The sequence below is a fragment of the Nostoc sp. PCC 7524 genome, assembly GCF_000316645.1.
In the GTDB taxonomy this organism is placed as follows: domain Bacteria; phylum Cyanobacteriota; class Cyanobacteriia; order Cyanobacteriales; family Nostocaceae; genus Trichormus.
The window spans coordinates 2137501-2156109 of the sequence record NC_019684.1 but is presented as its reverse complement, the minus strand read 5'-3'; the positions used below and the strand labels follow the sequence as shown (position 1 = coordinate 2156109).

General features: G+C 42.3%; 17 protein-coding genes, 2 tRNA genes, 1 rRNA gene and 1 pseudogene. 9 read left to right on the top strand and 12 right to left on the bottom strand.

What is annotated here, in order from left to right:
• Positions 1 to 29 precede the first annotated feature (29 nt).
• Positions 30 to 602 (bottom strand): peroxiredoxin, encoded by a 573-nt coding sequence (locus NOS7524_RS08555; RefSeq protein ID WP_015138087.1) that lies wholly within the window; start codon positions 600 to 602, stop codon positions 30 to 32.
• 220 nt (positions 603 to 822) lie between these two features.
• Between NOS7524_RS08555 and NOS7524_RS08550 the strand changes: the two genes are divergently transcribed.
• Complete coding sequence (locus NOS7524_RS08550; protein WP_015138086.1) at positions 823 to 1239, top strand: Fur family transcriptional regulator; 417 nt, start codon at positions 823 to 825, stop codon at positions 1237 to 1239.
• A gap of 70 nt (positions 1240 to 1309) precedes the next feature.
• Here the strand turns inward: NOS7524_RS08550 and NOS7524_RS08545 are convergent, their stop codons facing one another.
• Complete coding sequence (locus NOS7524_RS08545; RefSeq protein ID WP_015138085.1) at positions 1310 to 2356, bottom strand: DUF1611 domain-containing protein; 1047 nt, start codon at positions 2354 to 2356, stop codon at positions 1310 to 1312.
• On the bottom strand, positions 2340 to 3413 hold the full coding sequence (locus NOS7524_RS08540; protein ID WP_015138084.1) for a dipeptide epimerase: 1074 nt from the start codon (positions 3411 to 3413) through the stop codon (positions 2340 to 2342). Before NOS7524_RS08540 ends, NOS7524_RS08545 begins: the two co-directional genes overlap by 17 nt.
• 136 nt (positions 3414 to 3549) lie before the next feature.
• On the opposite strand from NOS7524_RS08540, the gene NOS7524_RS08535 reads away from it, so the two are divergent.
• Entirely contained in the window at positions 3550 to 4101 is a 552-nt protein-coding gene (locus NOS7524_RS08535) for an NUDIX hydrolase (protein ID WP_015138083.1), read from the top strand.
• Positions 4102 to 4381: 280 nt separating this feature from the next.
• Positions 4382 to 4720 carry a type II toxin-antitoxin system PemK/MazF family toxin gene (locus NOS7524_RS08530; protein WP_015138082.1) on the top strand — a complete coding sequence of 113 codons (339 nt, stop codon included), beginning with the start codon at positions 4382 to 4384 and terminating at the stop codon, positions 4718 to 4720.
• A 107-nt stretch (positions 4721 to 4827) separates the two neighbouring features.
• On the opposite strand, the gene NOS7524_RS08525 is transcribed toward NOS7524_RS08530, so the two are convergent.
• Entirely contained in the window at positions 4828 to 5751 is a 924-nt protein-coding gene (locus NOS7524_RS08525) for a nucleoside hydrolase (protein ID WP_015138081.1), read from the bottom strand.
• A gap of 17 nt (positions 5752 to 5768) precedes the next feature.
• Between NOS7524_RS08525 and NOS7524_RS08520 the strand changes: the two genes are divergently transcribed.
• Positions 5769 to 6200, top strand: coding sequence for a nucleoside deaminase (locus tag NOS7524_RS08520; RefSeq protein ID WP_015138080.1), 432 nt, complete (start codon positions 5769 to 5771; stop codon positions 6198 to 6200).
• A gap of 31 nt (positions 6201 to 6231) precedes the next feature.
• On the opposite strand, the gene rbsK is transcribed toward NOS7524_RS08520, so the two are convergent.
• A complete protein-coding gene (gene rbsK, locus NOS7524_RS08515; protein WP_015138079.1) occupies positions 6232 to 7167 on the bottom strand; it encodes a ribokinase in 936 nt (311 codons plus the stop codon).
• 76 nt (positions 7168 to 7243) lie between these two features.
• Between rbsK and NOS7524_RS08510 the strand changes: the two are divergent.
• Positions 7244 to 7489: pseudogene (locus NOS7524_RS08510) on the top strand (putative PEP-binding protein); the annotation flags it as partial.
• 23 nt (positions 7490 to 7512) lie between these two features.
• On the opposite strand, the gene NOS7524_RS08505 reads toward NOS7524_RS08510, so the two are convergent.
• Positions 7513 to 7842 (bottom strand): hypothetical protein, encoded by a 330-nt coding sequence (locus NOS7524_RS08505; RefSeq protein WP_015138078.1) that lies wholly within the window; start codon positions 7840 to 7842, stop codon positions 7513 to 7515.
• Between the two features lie 128 nt (positions 7843 to 7970).
• Positions 7971 to 8930 (bottom strand): orange carotenoid-binding protein, encoded by a 960-nt coding sequence (locus NOS7524_RS08500; RefSeq protein ID WP_015138077.1) that lies wholly within the window; start codon positions 8928 to 8930, stop codon positions 7971 to 7973.
• A 387-nt stretch (positions 8931 to 9317) separates the two neighbouring features.
• On the opposite strand from NOS7524_RS08500, the gene NOS7524_RS08495 reads away from it, so the two are divergent.
• Positions 9318 to 9698: a calcium-binding protein gene (locus NOS7524_RS08495; RefSeq protein WP_015138076.1), complete on the top strand. Its 381-nt coding sequence runs from the start codon at positions 9318 to 9320 to the stop codon at positions 9696 to 9698.
• Between the two features lie 7 nt (positions 9699 to 9705).
• Here NOS7524_RS08495 and NOS7524_RS08490 read toward each other — a convergent pair whose 3' ends face one another.
• The 5 genes from NOS7524_RS08490 to glyQ form a co-directional block, all read right to left on the bottom strand.
• The gene (locus NOS7524_RS08490) at positions 9706 to 10266 is read right to left on the bottom strand and encodes a sugar O-acetyltransferase (RefSeq protein ID WP_015138075.1); all 561 of its coding nucleotides are present in this window, start codon (positions 10264 to 10266) and stop codon (positions 9706 to 9708) included.
• A 207-nt stretch (positions 10267 to 10473) separates the two neighbouring features.
• Positions 10474 to 11772, bottom strand: coding sequence for a GGDEF domain-containing response regulator (locus NOS7524_RS08485; protein WP_015138074.1), 1299 nt, complete (start codon positions 11770 to 11772; stop codon positions 10474 to 10476).
• Positions 11773 to 12339: 567 nt separating this feature from the next.
• Positions 12340 to 14694, bottom strand: a complete 2355-nt coding sequence (locus NOS7524_RS08480; protein ID WP_015138073.1) for a ComEC/Rec2 family competence protein — start codon at positions 14692 to 14694, stop codon at positions 12340 to 12342.
• A 214-nt stretch (positions 14695 to 14908) separates the two neighbouring features.
• Positions 14909 to 15394 (bottom strand): DUF4079 domain-containing protein, encoded by a 486-nt coding sequence (locus NOS7524_RS08475; RefSeq protein WP_015138072.1) that lies wholly within the window; start codon positions 15392 to 15394, stop codon positions 14909 to 14911.
• A gap of 109 nt (positions 15395 to 15503) precedes the next feature.
• The gene (gene glyQ, locus NOS7524_RS08470; protein ID WP_015138071.1) at positions 15504 to 16415 is read right to left on the bottom strand and encodes a glycine--tRNA ligase subunit alpha; all 912 of its coding nucleotides are present in this window, start codon (positions 16413 to 16415) and stop codon (positions 15504 to 15506) included.
• A gap of 313 nt (positions 16416 to 16728) precedes the next feature.
• Here glyQ and NOS7524_RS08465 point away from each other — a divergent pair.
• From NOS7524_RS08465 to NOS7524_RS08455, 3 genes are all read left to right on the top strand, one after another.
• Positions 16729 to 18216: ribosomal RNA gene (locus NOS7524_RS08465) — 16S ribosomal RNA — on the top strand.
• Between the two features lie 119 nt (positions 18217 to 18335).
• A tRNA-Ile gene (locus NOS7524_RS08460) sits at positions 18336 to 18409 on the top strand.
• 86 nt (positions 18410 to 18495) lie between these two features.
• Positions 18496 to 18568: transfer RNA gene (locus NOS7524_RS08455), tRNA-Ala, on the top strand.
• Positions 18569 to 18609 lie beyond the last annotated feature (41 nt).

The window sequence follows — 18609 nt, the reverse complement described above, 5'->3', positions numbered from 1 at the left end:
CTGCCCCTCTGCCCCCCTACCTTCTTCAACTAGCCGACAAATGCTAACCGAGGTGCAACTTCTTTGGAACGCTCTACACCTTTAAGGTATGCCAGCACTGTATCAGCATCAGAGACTTCAAAAGGATCAGTGGGGCAATTGTCTTCGTAGCCAGGTTCGATGAACATCTTTTCAATTTGGCAGTCGTTGACAACCATTGCATAACGCCAAGAACGCATCCCAAAGCCGATGTTAGATTTGTCTACTAACATTCCCATCTTACGGGTAAATTCGCCACTACCATCGGGCAGCAAGAACACGTTTTTAGCTCCCTGTTGTTTACCCCATTGGAACATGACAAACGCGTCGTTCACTGATAAGCAAATAATTTGATCAATACCTTGGGCTTTAAATTCATCATATAGTTCTTCATAGCGAGGCAAGTGGGTAGAAGAACAGGTAGGAGTGAACGCACCAGGTAAAGCAAATAAGACTACTCTTTTCCCGCCAAAAATCTCTTGAGTTGTTCTGTCCTGCCAACGGAAAGGATTGGGGCCAGGTACAGATTCATCCCGAACACGAGTTTTGAATACAACATTAGGAACGCGAGTAATAGCAGTCATAAATACCTCGTTTTTAGATGGAATAATTAAACTTTTGTGGCAGTTGAATGATTTGGCGGTGGTATTTGCTCACCTTGTAAACCAGAATAATTCCAACTTAAGAATTGGTCAATAGTTATAAATACTGGTTTCTTGTTGTATTTATTAAAAAAGTTAAATTATTAGAGGAGAAAGGTTATAATAGCGGTCTAGGCTTATTTACCTTGGTCAAGTAAATCCTATGCAGCAGCAAGCTGACGAGATTATCAAAACACTAAAAAGTAAAGGATTGCGAGTCACTCCTCAGAGATTCGCAGTCTATGCGAACCTGCTGGCACGAGAAGACCATCCCACCGTTGAGCAAATTTTAACGGACTTAAATAAAGATGCGCCAACTTCATCACAGGCAACCGTTTATGCTGCGCTTCAGGCGTTGCGTGAGGTGGGCTTGGTGCGAGAAGTGCTATTAGAGGAGGGGGTTTCCCGTTACGATGCCAATGTTGCACCCCATCATCATTTCCGGTGTAATTGCTGTCGCACGATTGAAGATATTCAATGGAACACCTTCGGCAATATTGATCTCGGCCAACTCCGTTCCGGACTGAAAGTAGACAGATTCGAGGTGATAGTTCAGGGAGTTTGCGATCGCTGTCAGTAAATTAGGTGACAGGTGACAGGTGACAGGTGACAGGGTATTTAGAAATATACTACCTTGCCCACCTACACCCCTAGCTTTGCATGACTGCATCTAAAAGCACATCTGCCCCAAAGCGGACTACATCGGTACAGGGTAAACCGGTTTCATCTGTGGTTTGAGCGATCGCATCTTTGGCGGCAGCTTCATCTAAATGGGCGGTGTTCAATGCTATACCTGCTACAGGCACTTTCCCAAATGCACCACCAGCACTGGCGACTGTTTCATATAACTTAATTACTTCTGGTAAAGGTGGGATGGGTACATGGGGATTATTACGGTTATGGGTTTGTCCGGCTTTATGTACCAAAACTAATTGAGTAGGTTGTGAACCACGAATCAGGGGTAAGGTTGCAGTTGAACCAGGATGTAATAATGAACCTTGCCCTTCTACATATAAGATGTCGTAGTTTTTGCCATAGCGCATCACCATCTGTTCTACTGCACCAGCCGCAAAGTCTACGCGGACAGCATCCAAGGCTACACCATCCCCTTCTAGCATCACACCAGTTTGACCGGTAGCCAAAAACTTGGAACGCCAACCCCGCAGTTTTGATAACCAATGCAGTTCTAAACTGGTGGACATTTTACCAATAGCCATGTCAGTTCCTACTGTTAACACTCGCCGACAGGGTAAAGTCCGCGCTGCACCACTAGCAATATCTAAGTTGGCTGGTTCTTTTCGGACATCCCAAATTAATTGTCCTGGTTTGAGTAGGGCATTTAAATCAGGCATATTTGCCAAGGGTGTATGCAAACCATTCACCAATGACATTCCCGATTCCAAAGCTGTTTTGATTTCTATCCAGTAATCATCAGGAACACCGCCACCTTTGGGGGCAATCCCAATTACTAAGATTTGGGGCTTGTATTCCAAGGCAGCTGCTACCGATGCCACAATGGGGACATCTCGCTTAATGCCTGTGATTTCTCTGACAGATTTTCCTGCACACTCCTTGTCTATCACGGCGACAATTGGGGCTTCACTGTAACGTAACAGTGCTAGCCCAGTTTTCCCGATCGCCCCTTGAGTTCCTTCATGCAATAAAATAGCAACTTTTTGATTAAGCGGCAGACGCACTGTATTTTACTCCCAAGCCTGGTAATTCGTTTGGTAATACTCTCCCTTCTTGCACCACTGCACCCGTGAAGGGATCATCAATTAAATTTAAATGACTATCTAAATCTAAATAATCAGCTAGCGGCGCGAGTTGTGCCGCAGCTGTATTGGATAGCGAACTGTCAGAATAACAGCCAAACATGATTTGTAAGCCACAAGCCCGTGCTGTGTGTACCATCCGCATGGCTTCAGTTAAGCCCCCAGATTTCATCAATTTAATATTGATGCCATCTACGTAGTTTGCCAGATGAGGAATATCAAAGATATTAAAACAACTCTCATCCACAAAAATTGGTAAGGGTGATTTTTCTTTGAGTTCTCCTAAATTTGCTTCCTGTCCTCGTGGTAAAGGCTGCTCCACATACTTTATACCTAAATCAGCCAACCAATTGCACATCTCAATGGCATCTGCCAAACTCCAACCGCCGTTGGCATCCACAAAAAATTCTTGATTTGGGGCTTCTTGTTGTACTGCCAATAGCATTTGCTGATCGGCTGTAATGCCTTCTGGACTGCCTAACTTGACTTTAAATAGACGCACATCGGTAAATTGTAGCCAATCCCTCGCCCGTGCTTGGGCTGCTGCTGGTGAATTAATGCCAATGGTGACGGAAGTTGGGACTATAGCATTACGATCCAGTCCCCAGATTTGCCACAGAGGTAATCCTACATATTTCCCTAGCCAGTCATACAAAGCCATATCTAACGCCGCCCTCGCCGCCGAAGGAACTCGATGTTGGATTAAGACTTGCTCAATTTCTTGTCTCTGCAACGGGTGAAATGGTTGTAAAACGGGCGCGAGTTGTTCTAGGGAATTTTTAATCGTATCAGTTGATTGTGCATGATTGCCCACGCCAAACGGCGATGCTTCCCCCCAACCTTCGATGCGATCGCCATGATCGCCCCCATTGGGGCTGACAATCTTCACCCAGACATTGGTTGTCTTGGCTGTGGTTCCGCGACTAATAGTTAAAGGGAATCGCTTGTTTACCGTAAATAGATTAACTTCTACGTGCATAACTATGCTCAAACTCTGGCGAGAGCAAAAACAGTGTAAGTGCAAATTTTAGCTGATTTGGTGTAACTGTTATACTTTTTTACATTCATTATTAATAGCTAAAATATTAAATAATAATTCGTAAACCAAAGAATGTATGAGTAAACTACAAAAATGGCAAACATTAACCTCAAAAATGGTTTTAAATCATCCTTGGTGTCAGGTTAGACAAGATGAGGTTAAATTACCCAACGGTCAGGTAATAGATGACTATTTTGTACATCTTAAGCCAGATATTGTACTGGTTCTTCCTATTACTGCTACTAGGGAAATTATCTTTGTTCGGCAATACAGACATGGGGCGGGAGAGTTTTTTACAGAATTGCCAGCCGGGAGATTTAACCCAACTGAAGAAAGCCCTGAAGATGCAGGTAGAAGAGAACTGAAAGAAGAAACTGGTTATGTAGCTCAAACATTTACAAAAATTGCCACACTATACGACAACCCCAGTAAAGAAACTAATCAAATACATTTCTTTTTAGCAGAAAATGTCATCAAGGTAGGTGAGCAAAGTTTAGATATTACAGAAGAAATAGAAGTAATTTTGATTCCTGTAGAGTCAGTATTAGAGAAAGTTACTCAAGGTGAAATTTCGGTAGCAGGAACAGTTGCAGCTTTGTTTTTAGGGTTCCAATTTATTAGTAGTTAATAAAGAACATTTAATGGGTTAATCATTGAGTGCGATCAGCTACGCTGGGCGGTTACGCCATCGCATTTGCCACAACCCAACCATTTAAACTTGATGCAAGCTATGGCGATCGCTGCTAATAAAGTGAACTGTACACAAAAGCGTTACAAGCATATTTGCAAAGGTATAACCGTGAGCAAATCCTCAACAAACTGAATCAAGTATATGCTGAAGAGTCCTCTGAGGTAGATCCAGCATTGGCAAAAATGCAATTTATGTCTTTACCTCATGAGGATTGGTAATGTATCGCGGAGAAATTTGGTGGGCAAACTTACCTAATCAAGTAGGCTCAGAACCTGGTTATCGTCGTCCTGTTTTGATTATTCAGAACGATATTTTTACTCAAAGCCGCATTAGTACAGTCATAGTTGTAATTATTACCTCAAATATTAGATTGGCAGAAGCACCAGGTAATGTTCTATTACCATCTGAAGTATCAGGTTTACCCAGAGAATCTGTTGTTAACGTTTCTCAAATTCTCACTCTCGACAAGAAGTTTTTAGTAGAGCGTATTAGCACCCTACCAGAGTATTTACAAACAGAAGTAGATGAAGGATTGCGAACAATTTTGTACCTGTAGGGACTTCCAGAAAATAAATTATTCAATGAGTCAGAGCTAATATGATCATTGCATTCTTCCTCCCCTGCTTCCCCTGCTCTCCCTGCCTCTCCTGTTCAATAAATTTTTTATCTTGCCCATTGCTGCAAAATGTAGGCGTAAAAAGCATCTTTATCTACTTGATCCATAGCTAAAATCTTCCGTCCACCAGACACAACTTTAGTACGCCCTTGACTAATACCAGTGGTAATAATTTCAGTTTCCCATTCTCGTAGTTGATAAAATTCTGGTTGTCCTAAATAAGCAGTTGCTAGCACATCCCAAAAATAATAATCTTGGGGAATCACTAAGGCATAACATTGTCCCGCTAAATCAGAAATGGGGTAGTGGCGTTGTCTCCCCATTTTCTGAACTAAATCTGATGTGACTGGCACATTATTAGTTAAATCTAAAGGACACATAATAATTTCAATCTGGGTTTGCCATACCCGCGCCGCAGATACAGCATCCCAATAAACATTCCATTCAGCAGAACCATCTTGTCCAGCTTCTAGACTTTTTTCTACATTACCGGGGACATTCAAAGCCCCACCCATCCAGACAATTTTCTCAATTTTGGCTGCAATATCTGGTGCTTGATCTAAGGCTACAGCTACTGTTGTGAGAGGTCCTGTAACCATAAGTGTGACTGGTACTGGTGCTTCTCGTAAAACTTCTACCATGAAATCTTGACCTGGTTGGTTAACCAAAGGCGTATCTATAAATTCGTTTTGGTTAAGTATGGGCAGATGGTCAACAATACAGGAATCACGACGATATAAACGAGGGAACGGATTAATCCCCCGAACTGTGCTTTCGGCAACGGGTATGTGAGAAAATCCCATCAAATCGATGATTTTGCGTGTAGCACTCACAGCTGGCTGGATATAACAATCGGCTGGTGTCACTACAACACCAAGAAGTTCAATATGTTCCATCGTCAACAGCAGCATAGTTGCGAGGTAATCGTCTACACCGCCATCATGATCCATTAATACAAGTTGTTTTTTCATATTTAGGAGAAATAAAAATGGATGAATTTATGCAAGCTGCAATTCAAGAAGCCCAACAAGGTAGACAAGAAGGGGGAATTCCTATTGGTTCGGTGCTTGTCAAAGATGGCAAGATTCTCGGTAGGGGACACAACAAGCGTGTGCAAGATCAAGATCCCGTTACCCATGCCGAAATAGACTGTCTTCGCAATGCCGGTAGAATTGGCAGCTATAGAGGTACAACATTATATTCAACTTTGATGCCATGTTATTTATGTGCTGGGGCAGTGGTGCAATTTGGAATCAAAAAAGTGATTGCTGGAGAATCAAGAACCTTCCCTGGTGCAAAAGAGTTTATGGTATCCCACGGGGTAGAAGTAATTGATCTCAATTTGGATGAATGCGAACAAATGATGAGTGAGTTTATTGCTAGCAATCCTGAATTATGGAATGAGGATATTGGAAAGTAGGCAATAGGCACTCTTGTCTCCCTTGTCTCCCCTACTCCCCACTCCCCACTCCCCTTTCCCCTAAAAAGGCATCAAATGTAAATCTGTCAGGTAAAGATGTTTGTGCGCCTAATTTTGTGGCTGCTAAAGCGCCGGCGGCTGCACCCCAGACTACAGCCTGATGTAATGTCAGTCCGTTGTAAAGTGCGGCTGCTAAACCGCTATTAAAAGCATCACCGGCTGCTACAGAATCAACTGCATTCACTTCAAAAGCTGGGACAAAAAAGGTTTCTTCGGGTGTGGCACAAACAACGCCTTTAGCACCTAGTTTGACGATCGCAGATTTTACTCCCTTTTGCAATAACATCTCGGCAGCTTTTGTGGCTGTGTCTTCGCTATCTACAGGAAAACCCACCAGTTGTCCTGCTTCTACTTCGTTGGGTGTAATAATATCGACTAACTGATAAAGTTCTGCTGGTAAATTAGATTGTGCCGGAGCGGGATCTAAAATAATTTTGATATTAGCATTGTGTGCAGCTTGGGCGGCTGCTACTACTGCTGGGATGGGAATTTCTAGTTGTAAAAGTAGTGCTTGGGCTTGTGGTAATAGTTGGGATAATCGCCCTACATCTTCTTGATTGACACGTCCATTAGCGCCAGGAATCACCACTATTTGATTTTCACCATGATGATCTACAGTGATGATTGCTACTCCTGAACTCACGGTTTCATCTGCAAAGATATTTTGCGTCTGTACACCATTATCCTGCAAATGCTTTACCAGTTCTGCACCAAAATTGTGTGCGCCTACACGCCCTACCATGTGGGTAGGAATTCCTAGTCTTGCTAGTGCTACTGCTTGATTTGCACCTTTACCTCCGGGAGTCTTTAAAAAGTCTTCTCCGGTTAAGGTTTCACCTGCAACGGGCAAGCGGGGGGCTGTTACTACTAAGTCTATATTGATGCTGCCAAAGACTATAATACTCATATCAAAAATGCTATGGAAGCTAGGCGATCGCTTCAGTATATAAATAATTTAGTCATTTTCTCAAAGTAGTGATTTCATAATTTTGGCTGAACAATTTGCGGAGTTGTTTGATGGCTTTTCTAGCGGTTCCATTGATTTGAGTCAGCTAACACTAGGTTTATACAGAGATTCGGCTTTAGCAGCACGATTGTTTGACGAACGTAGCCTAGATGTGAAACAAACAGTGAAAATGGCGATCGCATCTGCCAAGAAACAACACCGCAAAATGGGTATCTGTGGACAAGTGCCAAGTGATTATCCAGAATTTGCTCAGTTTTTGGTATGAGAAGGAATTGATTTAATTAGCTAGTACATCCTTGCCAAAGCAGAAACTTTAGACAGCTTATCTTTGGTTAATCCTTCAAGTTCATTCAAATGGAGCCAGCCATCTTTGACTAATCCAGCAAAGACAAATAGCAGCGCCGAGTATTGGTAGTTATACTTACCTTCGATTTCATGCCTTTTAGCACTCAAGAAATCGTGTAACTGCCAAAGCTCGTCCAAATCTACGAGCGTGCTAGCCTCCATTTGAACTTGTTTGAGCAAAGCCTCAATCTCTCTTTTGTAGGCTTGATCAAAAGCAGCTCGAGCAATCTTTTTTTCAATATCAGTCCATTCAATTTCACTCACTGGCATGACTCAATCTAAAATTTGTTTATTAATTAATTGCTGAGGACAAGACGTTTGCTCAGAATAATTGATCGCTCTCTTGATCAAGAGCGATCACCACTACAATCGGCTATTTAGTTTTTTGTCATGTTATCTTAGCGAACCAAATTCAACAATTCTTTAGGAGAAGCTAACAAGTCAATCGCTACAAAGAAGATTTTGCCTTGGGGGTTGAGCAAGAAGCGCCAAGCCATGTTCATCCCTACTGCGGCACCGAACCAAGGAGTCTGAACCTTACCAGTCACTTTCACTTGAGTATAGCCATCATCTGTGGGTTCAGCTACACCGCGCTCTGGGAGCAAGTTGAGGTTCTGACACTCTTCACGGAAGAAGCGCAAAATGGCATCTTTGCCAACAATTGGCCTTTGGAAGGGAGGTTGCAAAGCCCCATCCTCCACGAACAACTTGATCAGTTCATCAAAGTCATTTGCATTCAAGTTGTTCATATAATTCAACACAGTGGGATTGTTAACTCCCTCAATGGAGACTTTAACACGCTGAGAAATTTCTTTAGGCGCAACTACTGGTTCAGAAACTCTTGTGTAACCGTCTAGTTTGTTGATATCAAAACCCATGTCTACAACAGAGTTTCTGAGGACGGTAATCTGTTGTCCTTGATCAAGACTTTTCAAGGTTTCCAATACCGCTTTAGCATTAGCTGAAAGTTGGTAGCCAGTAGGAATTGGCGCAACAATACCTTCTTGCATCCATTCCCCAAGTTGATTCCAGAAACCTAGCTTGATATTAGGTGACCAAGTAGCATAAGTGCGGCAAATAGGAGTATCTGTGTGGTTTGCCAAATCGCACATCACCTGAGTCTGTTCCTCAAAAGTCATTTGCTTGATTTGGTTCAGGATTGCTTCTGCAAACTGCATACTAGCTGCACCAGGCGCTGCAACTGTAATAGTTTTACCCATTTCTAAGAAAGCGAACCATGTCCATGCCAGTTGATCTTCAGCACTGAGTTGGTTGAATCGTGCAGTTAAAGCTGGAACTGCATCAGCCTGTAGTGTATTGGGAAAAATACGACGGGCTGAATCGATAGTAATTGCCATACAGAGGACTACCTTGTGAAGTTTATACCTGACAGAAAGTGAAACAAAACGTCTTTGAGGATACAGTTTTGCTTCTCGTGTCCAAAGTATCACAAATATTTGCAAAAATTAAATAAACTTTACATTTTGACTCAGTAACTTAGTCTCGTTGATGGCTGAAGTCTTTGAAGCATCTACCTTACAGGAATGCCATAATTTTTTAGATAAAACGCTAATTTTTCATAATCTAGATAAATTTATTGACACATGGAGAGTTCTGAGTTCCGAGTTCTGAGTTAAAAGACCGCCCACAAAGGGTATTTACCGATATGATTGCTTTGGGAATATGGCTCAGTAGCCATGTTTCTTTTTGGCAAGATGGAGTTATCAACAACAAACTTTAGTCTTATGGCTAGTGTAGAACGCGACGAAACCAGGGAAAATCGCATTGCAACAGAGATTATTGTCGATGCTGAGGATAAAGAAGACCGGGCAATGGGCTGGTATTATTACCTTGACGATACTTTGGATTTTCCCTTTATGGGTAAGTGGAAGAAGAAGTCACGCAAAACTTCCACCATTGAGGAAAAACCAGTGGAAGTCTTAGGAATGGCCCCAGAGGATGATTGTTTAAAAGATATGTATGTGGAAGTCGCGTACATCGGCGGTAAGGAAGATGATATACATTCTGCCAAGCTTTCTGATATTGAACCTATTGATGTTGATGAAGAAACTCAAGAAGCGATCGCCGATTGGATGTATTGGCTGGCTAGAGGCTACAAATTTTAATCAAAGTTTACGATAAATGCCGAATGATCCGGCAAGGATTACCAGCTGCTACAACATTTGCAGGTACATCTTTGACAACCACACTGCCAGCACCAATAGTAGTATTGTCCCCAATGGTGACTCCTGGGCAAATAATGGCGCCACCACCAATCCAGACATTATTACCAATTTTAATCGGGGTAGCTAATTCTCTCCCAGTTAAGCGAATTTCCGGTTCTATAGGATGATACGCAGCATAAATCTGGACATAAGGAGCTAACAAAACATTGTCACCAATTTCTACTTGATTGCAGTCTAAAATCACACAGCCATAGTTCATGTATGTCCCATTGCCTATGGCAATGTTACTGCCATAATCACAATGAAATGGCGGTACTATGGTGATTTTTTCCCCTACTTTGGCAAATAATTCTTCTAAAATGTGCTGCCGTTGTTCCAGTTGTTCTGCTGTCGTTGCACTATACATTTGCAGGAGGCGACTAGCTCGTTTTTGATCAGCTACTAATTCTGGATCATTGGCTAAATATAGTTCGCCCGCGAGCATTTTTTGTTTTTCGGTTTTTTTCATTATCTATGTAAATAAATTCTGTAGAGATGTTGCATTGTAATGTCTCTACAAAGGTTATCGTTAGGAAAATTATTTTTAATCACAAAATTTTAATATTAAATATAATTTAGGTTTTTTAATTTAAATCAATTTAAAGATAAACAGTTTTTGAGATAGATGCACTCACTGTTAAGCAAGATGATAATGCTGACTACTCAAGGGCTATAGCTAACAATTGGCAGCTTCATTAAAAACACCATAACGGGCTTTTCCTTGCTGCTTGGCACGGTACATGGCGTTATCAGCACATCTGAGTAGGCTTTCTGGATTATCATAGCCACCGCGATTTAACGCAATACCGATGCTGGCTGTAGTACAGATTTGATTACCGTTTAAATTCAGTGGCAAACCTAGGGTGTCTTGAATTCGCTTGGCAACGTTGATAGCGTCATTAATATCTCTAATGTCTTCTAAGAGTACAGCAAATTCATCGCCACCAAATCGCCCTACAGTATCGCCACTACGTACACAAGATTCTAAACGGCGAGCGATCGCTACTAAAAAATCATCTCCCATCCCATGCCCAAAGCGATCGTTAATGCCCTTAAAACTATCTAAATCTAGAAATAACACCGCAAAACGATAATCACTGCGGCGCTTACTACGCTCAATAGCTTGTTTGAGACGATCTAAAAATAAAATTCTATTGGGTAATGCTGTCAGCCCATCATAAAAAGCATTGCGGAGTAATTCTACCTCAGTGTGCTTGCGTTGAGTAATGTCTTGAAAAATTAACACTGCGCCAGTAATGTTGCCATTTCTGTCACGGATAGGTGCAATGTTATCTCCAATGGGTATTTCTTTGCCATCCTTGGAAATCAGTGTACAGTTTTCTGGTAAATTCAAAACTTCACCAGCTTGCATTGCCTGTTTAGCTAGATTCTCAATTTCTTCGTCCATATCTTTGTCAATTAGGTTTACAACTTCTGTTAAATCCCTGCCAACAGCTTCGTTTTGCTGCCAACCAGTCAGTTTCTCTGCCATTGGATTCATCATCTCAATGCAACCATCAGTAAATGTGACAACTACTGCACAACCCATACTGTTAATAATTGCCTCCATTCTCTGCTGTTCTACTTGCCGTTTCCTCTGGGTTGGATAGCGATTTAGCGCCATTTCCACAGCAAGATGCAAGTCTATCTCTCTCAGTGGCTTCAAAATATAACTGAAAGGCTCACCCAGAGGCTTTTTACGTGATTTTATATATTCCGAATAGTCGGTTATATATAACACTGGTATATGGAAATTATTTTGGATAATATCTACTACCTGTACACCATTAATTTCTCTTGCCAAGTAGATATCAAATAATACTAAATTGGGATAATTTTCTGCTACTTTTATAATTGCTTTCTCCGCAGAATCTGTAATTTCCAGCACATTATATCCTAATTTTTGTAAACTATTTTTGATATTGTAGGCTAGGAGTTTTTCATCCTCAACAACTAGGATTTTACAGGCAACCATATTAAAATAACCTATCTGCTAAGGTTCAGATATTGTTGATGTTCTCAACTCAATCTGAAAGTTAATAATTCTATGATAGTCAATCTCGAAAATATCGGTGTATTTGCTTGACTAAACCTTAAATATGCTGGTTGTATCGATAAAATTTTCCGGATTCCAAAGTTAATAAAATTAGATAAATTGACTTGTGCAGTTAAAATCAAGTTCTAATTTTTATAAAAATTTTAAAATTGTAATAAATTGCCAATTTCACATGATGGAATTATAATCATACTTAAATAAGTATAAAATTAACAATAATATCTCTGGCGATCAAGGGTTGCTAACCTTGGAGAAAAATTTTAATATTTACTAGCACTAAATATTACTAAATAATCGTATAACTGATAACAAAAGCAACTTTATTGTTAATTAACAATAAAAAATATATTTTTGAATTAAAAGTATTTTGATTACGAGCATTACCTGACTATGCAAATAAGTATGGCTACGACTGCCGTAAGGGATACAGAATCAAATCGGATTGCTATATGTGAGTCATATGGACGCATCAAGGGGTGAATTAAGCTATATAGCAGAAGACTTATTCTCTGTGACTTGAATAAAAGACTCAAACTCACCCTTGGGTGTCCATTGGATAGCCCCATCCTGTGCGGTAAAAAATAACTTTGTTGTGGTTTTGCTGAGTTCAGTCAAAGTATTAGAGTCCAAGTTGCCATAACCAGCGATCGCTACCTGTGGTTTGAGGGAGATGACTAAATCTTTGAGAGACTCAGACTTACACCACAAAACTTGAGGATTCGGCCACCCTCCAACTTTCATAATTCTTTCCACCTCTTTAGCCTTGACATCCCCCACCAATAACCAACTTTGTCCAAAAATTTGCAATTGTAAAATAGGTTGTTCGTTAATTAATTGTGCAACTGTAGAACCAGTATTAATAGTTTGACCGATAGGCAACACTTCATATATTCCCTGCTTCTTTTGTAAAACTTGTGGAATTGCTTGATTAGTAATTGTATTTTCCTTATTTATGGCATAAGCATAGAAATTTTTAATCGGCAAATTTTGTAAAACTTCCAACCAAGCATCATTATTATTTCTTTGGAAGTCAGTCGCGATCGCCCAATCTATATGATTAACACCTTGTTGTTGTAAAAAAGGTAAAATTGTGAAGCGTCCCGTACCTTCATCACCACTGTTAATCAGGGTAACTGTTCCTTGATCTTGAATCACTAAAACTGGTTCTGCACCAGCTTCCAGCAAAGTTATCCTCATTAATGTATTTGTAGAATGCCAAGCTGGAAAGATAACTAAACCAAAAGCAATTAAACTAGCAAACCACCAACGTTGCTGCCACCAACGCCACAACCACACGAAAAGTATTAATACATAAATTGCTAATAACTGCCAAGTAGATATACTACCTAAAGCCAGAGAATTTCCTGGTAATTGACTGAAGAATTCCACCAATTTAATTAGCCAGAGAGTCGGGTAATGCAACAACCCAGTCAATAAACTACCAACCTCTGGAAACATTAACCCAGCGATCGCACTAATAATACCACCGATACTAATAATCGAAATTAATGGTGTAGTAATGATATTCAGCAGCAAACTGTAAGCAGGTACAACCCCAAAAACAAAAAGTTGCACAGGTAAAGTCCAAATTGTCGCTGCCAAAGGCACAGCAATTAAAGAAGCGATCGCCGATGGTAGCCAATCCAAACGGTTAATAATTGCCGACGCTGTAACAACCAACCCCAAAGTTGCTAAAAAACTCAACTGAAAACCTAAATCCCAAACCCATAAAGGATTAAATAGTAATAATAAAGTTGCTGCTAATAATAATGAACCTAACTGTTTTACCTTCCTACTTAATGCCAACCCTACCAAAGCCGCAAATCCCATAATTACGGCTCTCAGCACTGACGGTTGAAAACCTGTTAAACACAGGAAGGTAATTAAAGCCAGTGAACTCAGGGTGACTTGCGTGGCTTTTTTTGCACGCTTTGTCAGCTGCAATATTACACTCAAAATCAGCGAAGTTTGAAACCCTGAAGCTGCTAAAGCATGGGCTAATCCTGCTTTGACAAACAAATCGCGGATATCATAGGGCAAATCCACAGCTTTACTACCTAACACCATTGCACTGACAAGTGGCCCCTGTGGAATATCCAACCAACGCACCTGCGATCGCACAATCCGCTCCCGGATTTGCCACCATCCCCATTGGCGATCCTCATCTAAAATATTGATTTGCCGCCCCATCAAACCAGCAAACGCGCCCTCTTGCCTCAAAAACTTCTGAAAGTCAAAAGCACCAGGATTAGAAGCCGCTTTCGGCTTGTACAATCCCCCAGTTATTTCAATTGATTGGCCAGGATATAACCCAGTAGCCTGAAGTATCGGTACAGTCACATATAACTTGCCCGTTACTCCTTTTTGAGTTTCTTCCGTATCTTTTTCCTTTTTGACTTTATCTAGCTGCGATACTTCTAACCAAAATTGTCCCCGTTGACTGCGAGTCACACGAGGACTACTAATTATTTCACCGCGCACAATCACCAGTTGTTCTTGATTATTGTTATTCGCTGGTGGCACAAATTGACTAATATCGGTTGCTCCTGCTGCCGGTACTCGCCATTGCAAGTAAAAACTAGCCAACAATCCTATCAAACCAGCTATTAGCCATACTCGCGCATGAGGCATAATTTGCCAGATGTTAGCTGTTTCCTTCACCCTGCCTTTAGCAGTTTCTGATTTGTATGTAAGTTCCCGTCCTTTGGTGTATCGCTTTCTCGACAGTACCGCACCCACTATTCCCAACAGCAAAATCCACACCCCACCCCCAGGAACAGCAGTCAATAGCAATCCCAGAATATAGGCAATACAGATAATCACACCACCAGTCTGAATCATAAGACTTCTTATACAAGTACCTGACAAATAGAATTTACAGCCAACTTAAAAATAGCTAGGGCTTAATCGTCTAGAAAACCTTTCATGCTTTGGCTGAAGTATAGTTCATGAAGTGAATACGAAAAAAGCCCACACAAGCGGGCTTAATCTTATGTAGCCTAACTTCAACAGAATTAAAGATGAATGAAATTTATTTATAAATGCAGTAACTGCACTATAAAGAGATACCCAAGTTAAATCCTAAAACTGCATGGAGCAATAAAATACCAAGTGTCACGCTACCCAAATAAGCATGAGCTGCACGTAAAGCTTTTTTATTTCCCGCAAAACCACTCAAAGAAATCACGCCATTAATTAGCAACAGTAATAGTACCAATGAACCAGTCCAAAAATGAGGACTTGCAAACAGTGGTTGATGCTGCATCACTAAAGACAGAACTCCGCCAGTATAACCACCTGCTAGGAATATAAACAGCCACGGTGCTAATTGACGATGAGAAATCCGACTTCTCAGAGCCGCATCTTTATCTTTATCCTCAAGTAGTTTTCCTCTCCAACCTGTCACCCCGACAAAACTACCCACAACAAAAATAACGATCGCCATCATCGCCGGATGTCCCCAATGCACAATCGGTTCAGGAACTCCCAGAGAACGAAACCAAGCCGCGATCGGTTCTAGAACTTCACTCCAATTCACCATCTCTCTAGCACCATCAATAAATTTGCTTGATAAATGACGGATAACCCTCCTGATAACCAGGAGGGTTAAGAAATCTTACTTAGTTTTAACAAATATTAAGCACTAATTTCTACTGTGCAACTAAGGCATTCTTCAACAAAGGGAAACCCAACTTTTCCCTTTGCTCAACATATAAATGAGCAACCTTCCGCGCCAAATGTCGAATCCTGGCAATATAGCGAGTTCTCTCGGTTACAGAAATTACGCCTCTAGCATCCAGTAAGTTAAAAGTGTGTGAACACTTCATGATGTAATCCAAACTTGGTAAGACTAAACCACGCTCTGTCAATTGATTAGCCTCCTGCTCATACAAATTAAACAGAGTTAGGAGCATCTCAGGATTTGACGCTTCAAAGTTGTAGGTACTCTGCTCAATCTCATTTTGCAGAAAAACATCTCCATAAGTAATATCGTCCGTCCAATGAATCTTCGTAATCGCCTCTACCTCTTGGAGATACATCGCTAATCGCTCTAAACCGTATGTAATTTCAATCGAAACCGGACGGCAATCAATACCCCCACACTGCTGGAAGTAAGTAAATTGAGTAATTTCCATCCCATCTAACCAAACTTCCCAACCCGTACCCCACGCACCTACAGTTGCATCTTCCCAGTTATCTTCCACAAACCGAATATCATGATCTTCCGGACGAATACCCAAAGCCCTCAAAGAATCAAGATAAATCTCTTGGATATTGTCTGGTGAAGGCTTAATCAAAACTTGGTACTGATAATAGTGCTGGAAACGATTAGGATTTTCACCATAGCGTCCATCTGTAGGACGACGGCATGGTTCAACGTAAGCCACAGCCCAAGGCTCAGGCCCCAATGCCCTTAAAAACGTATGGGGATTTTTCGTACCTGCTCCCTTCTCAATGTCATAGGGCTGGGCAATCAAGCAACCGCGTTGACCGCCAGGTCTCTCTGAAAGAGACTCGCCCCAGAACTGATGCAGTGTAGCTATTACCGACTGAAAATTCACGCTCTATCCTCCTGAGTCAGCACAGTGCATACACCATTGTTGCCTAGAAAGCCCTACTGTGGAGAGTTTGAAGGGGCAGAAAAAAAAGAGGAGAAAATATTTTGTGGAAAGAGTTGACACTGTGTTGAGAGTTAGCTATATTGGATAAGTGCCTGAGAGACGAGCGCGGCAAAGCGCAGTCCGGAGGCGACCGAACCTTGAAAATATTATAGTTTGAAAGCCAGTATACAACAAGACCCTGCGTCAAGAAAAAATCACACCAGGCTGGGGTGGATAAAGAGCAGCCAAAGAAAGAGCTAAAAACAAACGATTCAAAACGGAGAGTTTGATCCTGGCTCAGGATGAACGCTGGCGGTATGCTTAACACATGCAAGTCGAACGGTCTTTTCGGAGATAGTGGCGGACGGGTGAGTAACACGTGAGAATCTGCATTCAGGTCGGGGACAACCACTGGAAACGGTGGCTAATACCGGATGTGCCGAGAGGTGAAAGGCTTGCTGCCTGAAAATGAGCTCGCGACTGATTAGCTAGTTGGTAGTGTAAGGGACTACCAAGGCGACGATCAGTAGCTGGTCTGAGAGGATGATCAGCCACACTGGGACTGAGACACGGCCCAGACTCCTACGGGAGGCAGCAGTGGGGAATTTTCCGCAATGGGCGAAAGCCTGACGGAGCAATACCGCGTGAGGGAGGAAGGCTCTTGGGTTGTAAACCTCTTTTCTCAAGGAATAAGATATGAAGGTACTTGAGGAATAAGCATCGGCTAACTCCGTGCCAGCAGCCGCGGTAATACGGAGGATGCAAGCGTTATCCGGAATGATTGGGCGTAAAGAGTCCGTAGGTGGTTGTGAAAGTCTGCTGTTAAAGAGCAAGGCTCAACCTTGTAAAGGCAGTGGAAACTACACAGCTAGAGTGCGTTCGGGGCAGAAGGAATTCCTGGTGTAGCGGTGAAATGCGTAGAGATCAGGAAGAACACCGGTGGCGAAAGCGTTCTGCTAGGCCGTGACTGACACTGAGGGACGAAAGCTAGGGGAGCGAATGGGATTAGATACCCCAGTAGTCCTAGCCGTAAACGATGGATACTAGGCGTGGCTTGTATCGACCCGAGCCGTGCCGGAGCCAACGCGTTAAGTATCCCGCCTGGGGAGTACGCACGCAAGTGTGAAACTCAAAGGAATTGACGGGGGCCCGCACAAGCGGTGGAGTATGTGGTTTAATTCGATGCAACGCGAAGAACCTTACCAAGACTTGACATGTCGCGAATCTTCTTGAAAGGGGAGAGTGCCTTCGGGAGCGCGAACACAGGTGGTGCATGGCTGTCGTCAGCTCGTGTCGTGAGATGTTGGGTTAAGTCCCGCAACGAGCGCAACCCTCGTTTTTAGTTGCCAGCATTAAGTTGGGCACTCTAGAGAGACTGCCGGTGACAAACCGGAGGAAGGTGGGGATGACGTCAAGTCAGCATGCCCCTTACGTCTTGGGCTACACACGTACTACAATGCTACGGACAAAGGGCAGCAAGCTAGCGATAGCAAGCAAATCTCACAAACCGTAGCTCAGTTCAGATCGCAGGCTGCAACTCGCCTGCGTGAAGGAGGAATCGCTAGTAATTGCAGGTCAGCATACTGCAGTGAATTCGTTCCCGGGCCTTGTACACACCGCCCGTCACACCATGGAAGCTGGCAACGCCCGAAGTCATTACTCCAACCATTCGTGGAGGAGGATGCCTAAGGCAGTGCTGGTGACTGGGGTGAAGTCGTAACAAGGTAGCCGTACCGGAAGGTGTGGCTGGATCACCTCCTTTTGAGGGAGACCGAATCCACTCACAAATCGAAAGCGAAAGTGAATAGATTTGGAGATGGTCTACTCTAGGTCGGTCGCAGAGATTGTTGAAGCTTTCAAACTATGATTTGGTTCGAGTACGGGCTATTAGCTCAGGTGGTTAGAGCGCACCCCTGATAAGGGTGAGGTCCCTGGTTCGAGTCCAGGATGGCCCACCTGAAGAATTTTAGGTTGGCGATTTTAGATTTTAGATTGTATTTTGCAATCCGAAATTGCGAATCCAAAATCCAAAATTCGGTTGGGGGGTTTAGCTCAGTTGGTAGAGCGCCTGCTTTGCAAGCAGGATGTCAGCGGTTCGAGTCCGCTAACCTCCACCTGGAAAGACAAAAACGAATGGGGAAAAAAGTTCAGCAAC

Bases quoted from the DNA above. Each gene is read 5' to 3' on its own strand.
- NOS7524_RS08555 (WP_015138087.1), bottom strand. From the start codon at position 602: ATGACTGCTATTACTCGCGTTCCTAATGTTGTATTCAAAACTCGTGTT.
- NOS7524_RS08550 (WP_015138086.1), top strand. From the start codon at position 823: ATGCAGCAGCAAGCTGACGAGATTATCAAAACACTAAAAAGTAAAGGA.
- NOS7524_RS08540 (WP_015138084.1), bottom strand. From the start codon at position 3,413: ATGCACGTAGAAGTTAATCTATTTACGGTAAACAAGCGATTCCCTTTA.
- NOS7524_RS08535 (WP_015138083.1), top strand. From the start codon at position 3,550: ATGAGTAAACTACAAAAATGGCAAACATTAACCTCAAAAATGGTTTTA.
- NOS7524_RS08530 (WP_015138082.1), top strand. From the start codon at position 4,382: ATGTATCGCGGAGAAATTTGGTGGGCAAACTTACCTAATCAAGTAGGC.
- NOS7524_RS08525 (WP_015138081.1), bottom strand. From the start codon at position 5,751: ATGAAAAAACAACTTGTATTAATGGATCATGATGGCGGTGTAGACGAT.
- NOS7524_RS08520 (WP_015138080.1), top strand. From the start codon at position 5,769: ATGGATGAATTTATGCAAGCTGCAATTCAAGAAGCCCAACAAGGTAGA.
- rbsK (WP_015138079.1), bottom strand. From the start codon at position 7,167: ATGAGTATTATAGTCTTTGGCAGCATCAATATAGACTTAGTAGTAACA.
- NOS7524_RS08505 (WP_015138078.1), bottom strand. From the start codon at position 7,842: ATGCCAGTGAGTGAAATTGAATGGACTGATATTGAAAAAAAGATTGCT.
- NOS7524_RS08500 (WP_015138077.1), bottom strand. From the start codon at position 8,930: ATGGCAATTACTATCGATTCAGCCCGTCGTATTTTTCCCAATACACTA.
- NOS7524_RS08495 (WP_015138076.1), top strand. From the start codon at position 9,318: ATGGCTAGTGTAGAACGCGACGAAACCAGGGAAAATCGCATTGCAACA.
- NOS7524_RS08490 (WP_015138075.1), bottom strand. From the start codon at position 10,266: ATGAAAAAAACCGAAAAACAAAAAATGCTCGCGGGCGAACTATATTTA.
- NOS7524_RS08485 (WP_015138074.1), bottom strand. From the start codon at position 11,772: ATGGTTGCCTGTAAAATCCTAGTTGTTGAGGATGAAAAACTCCTAGCC.
- NOS7524_RS08480 (WP_015138073.1), bottom strand. From the start codon at position 14,694: ATGATTCAGACTGGTGGTGTGATTATCTGTATTGCCTATATTCTGGGA.
- NOS7524_RS08475 (WP_015138072.1), bottom strand. From the start codon at position 15,394: ATGGTGAATTGGAGTGAAGTTCTAGAACCGATCGCGGCTTGGTTTCGT.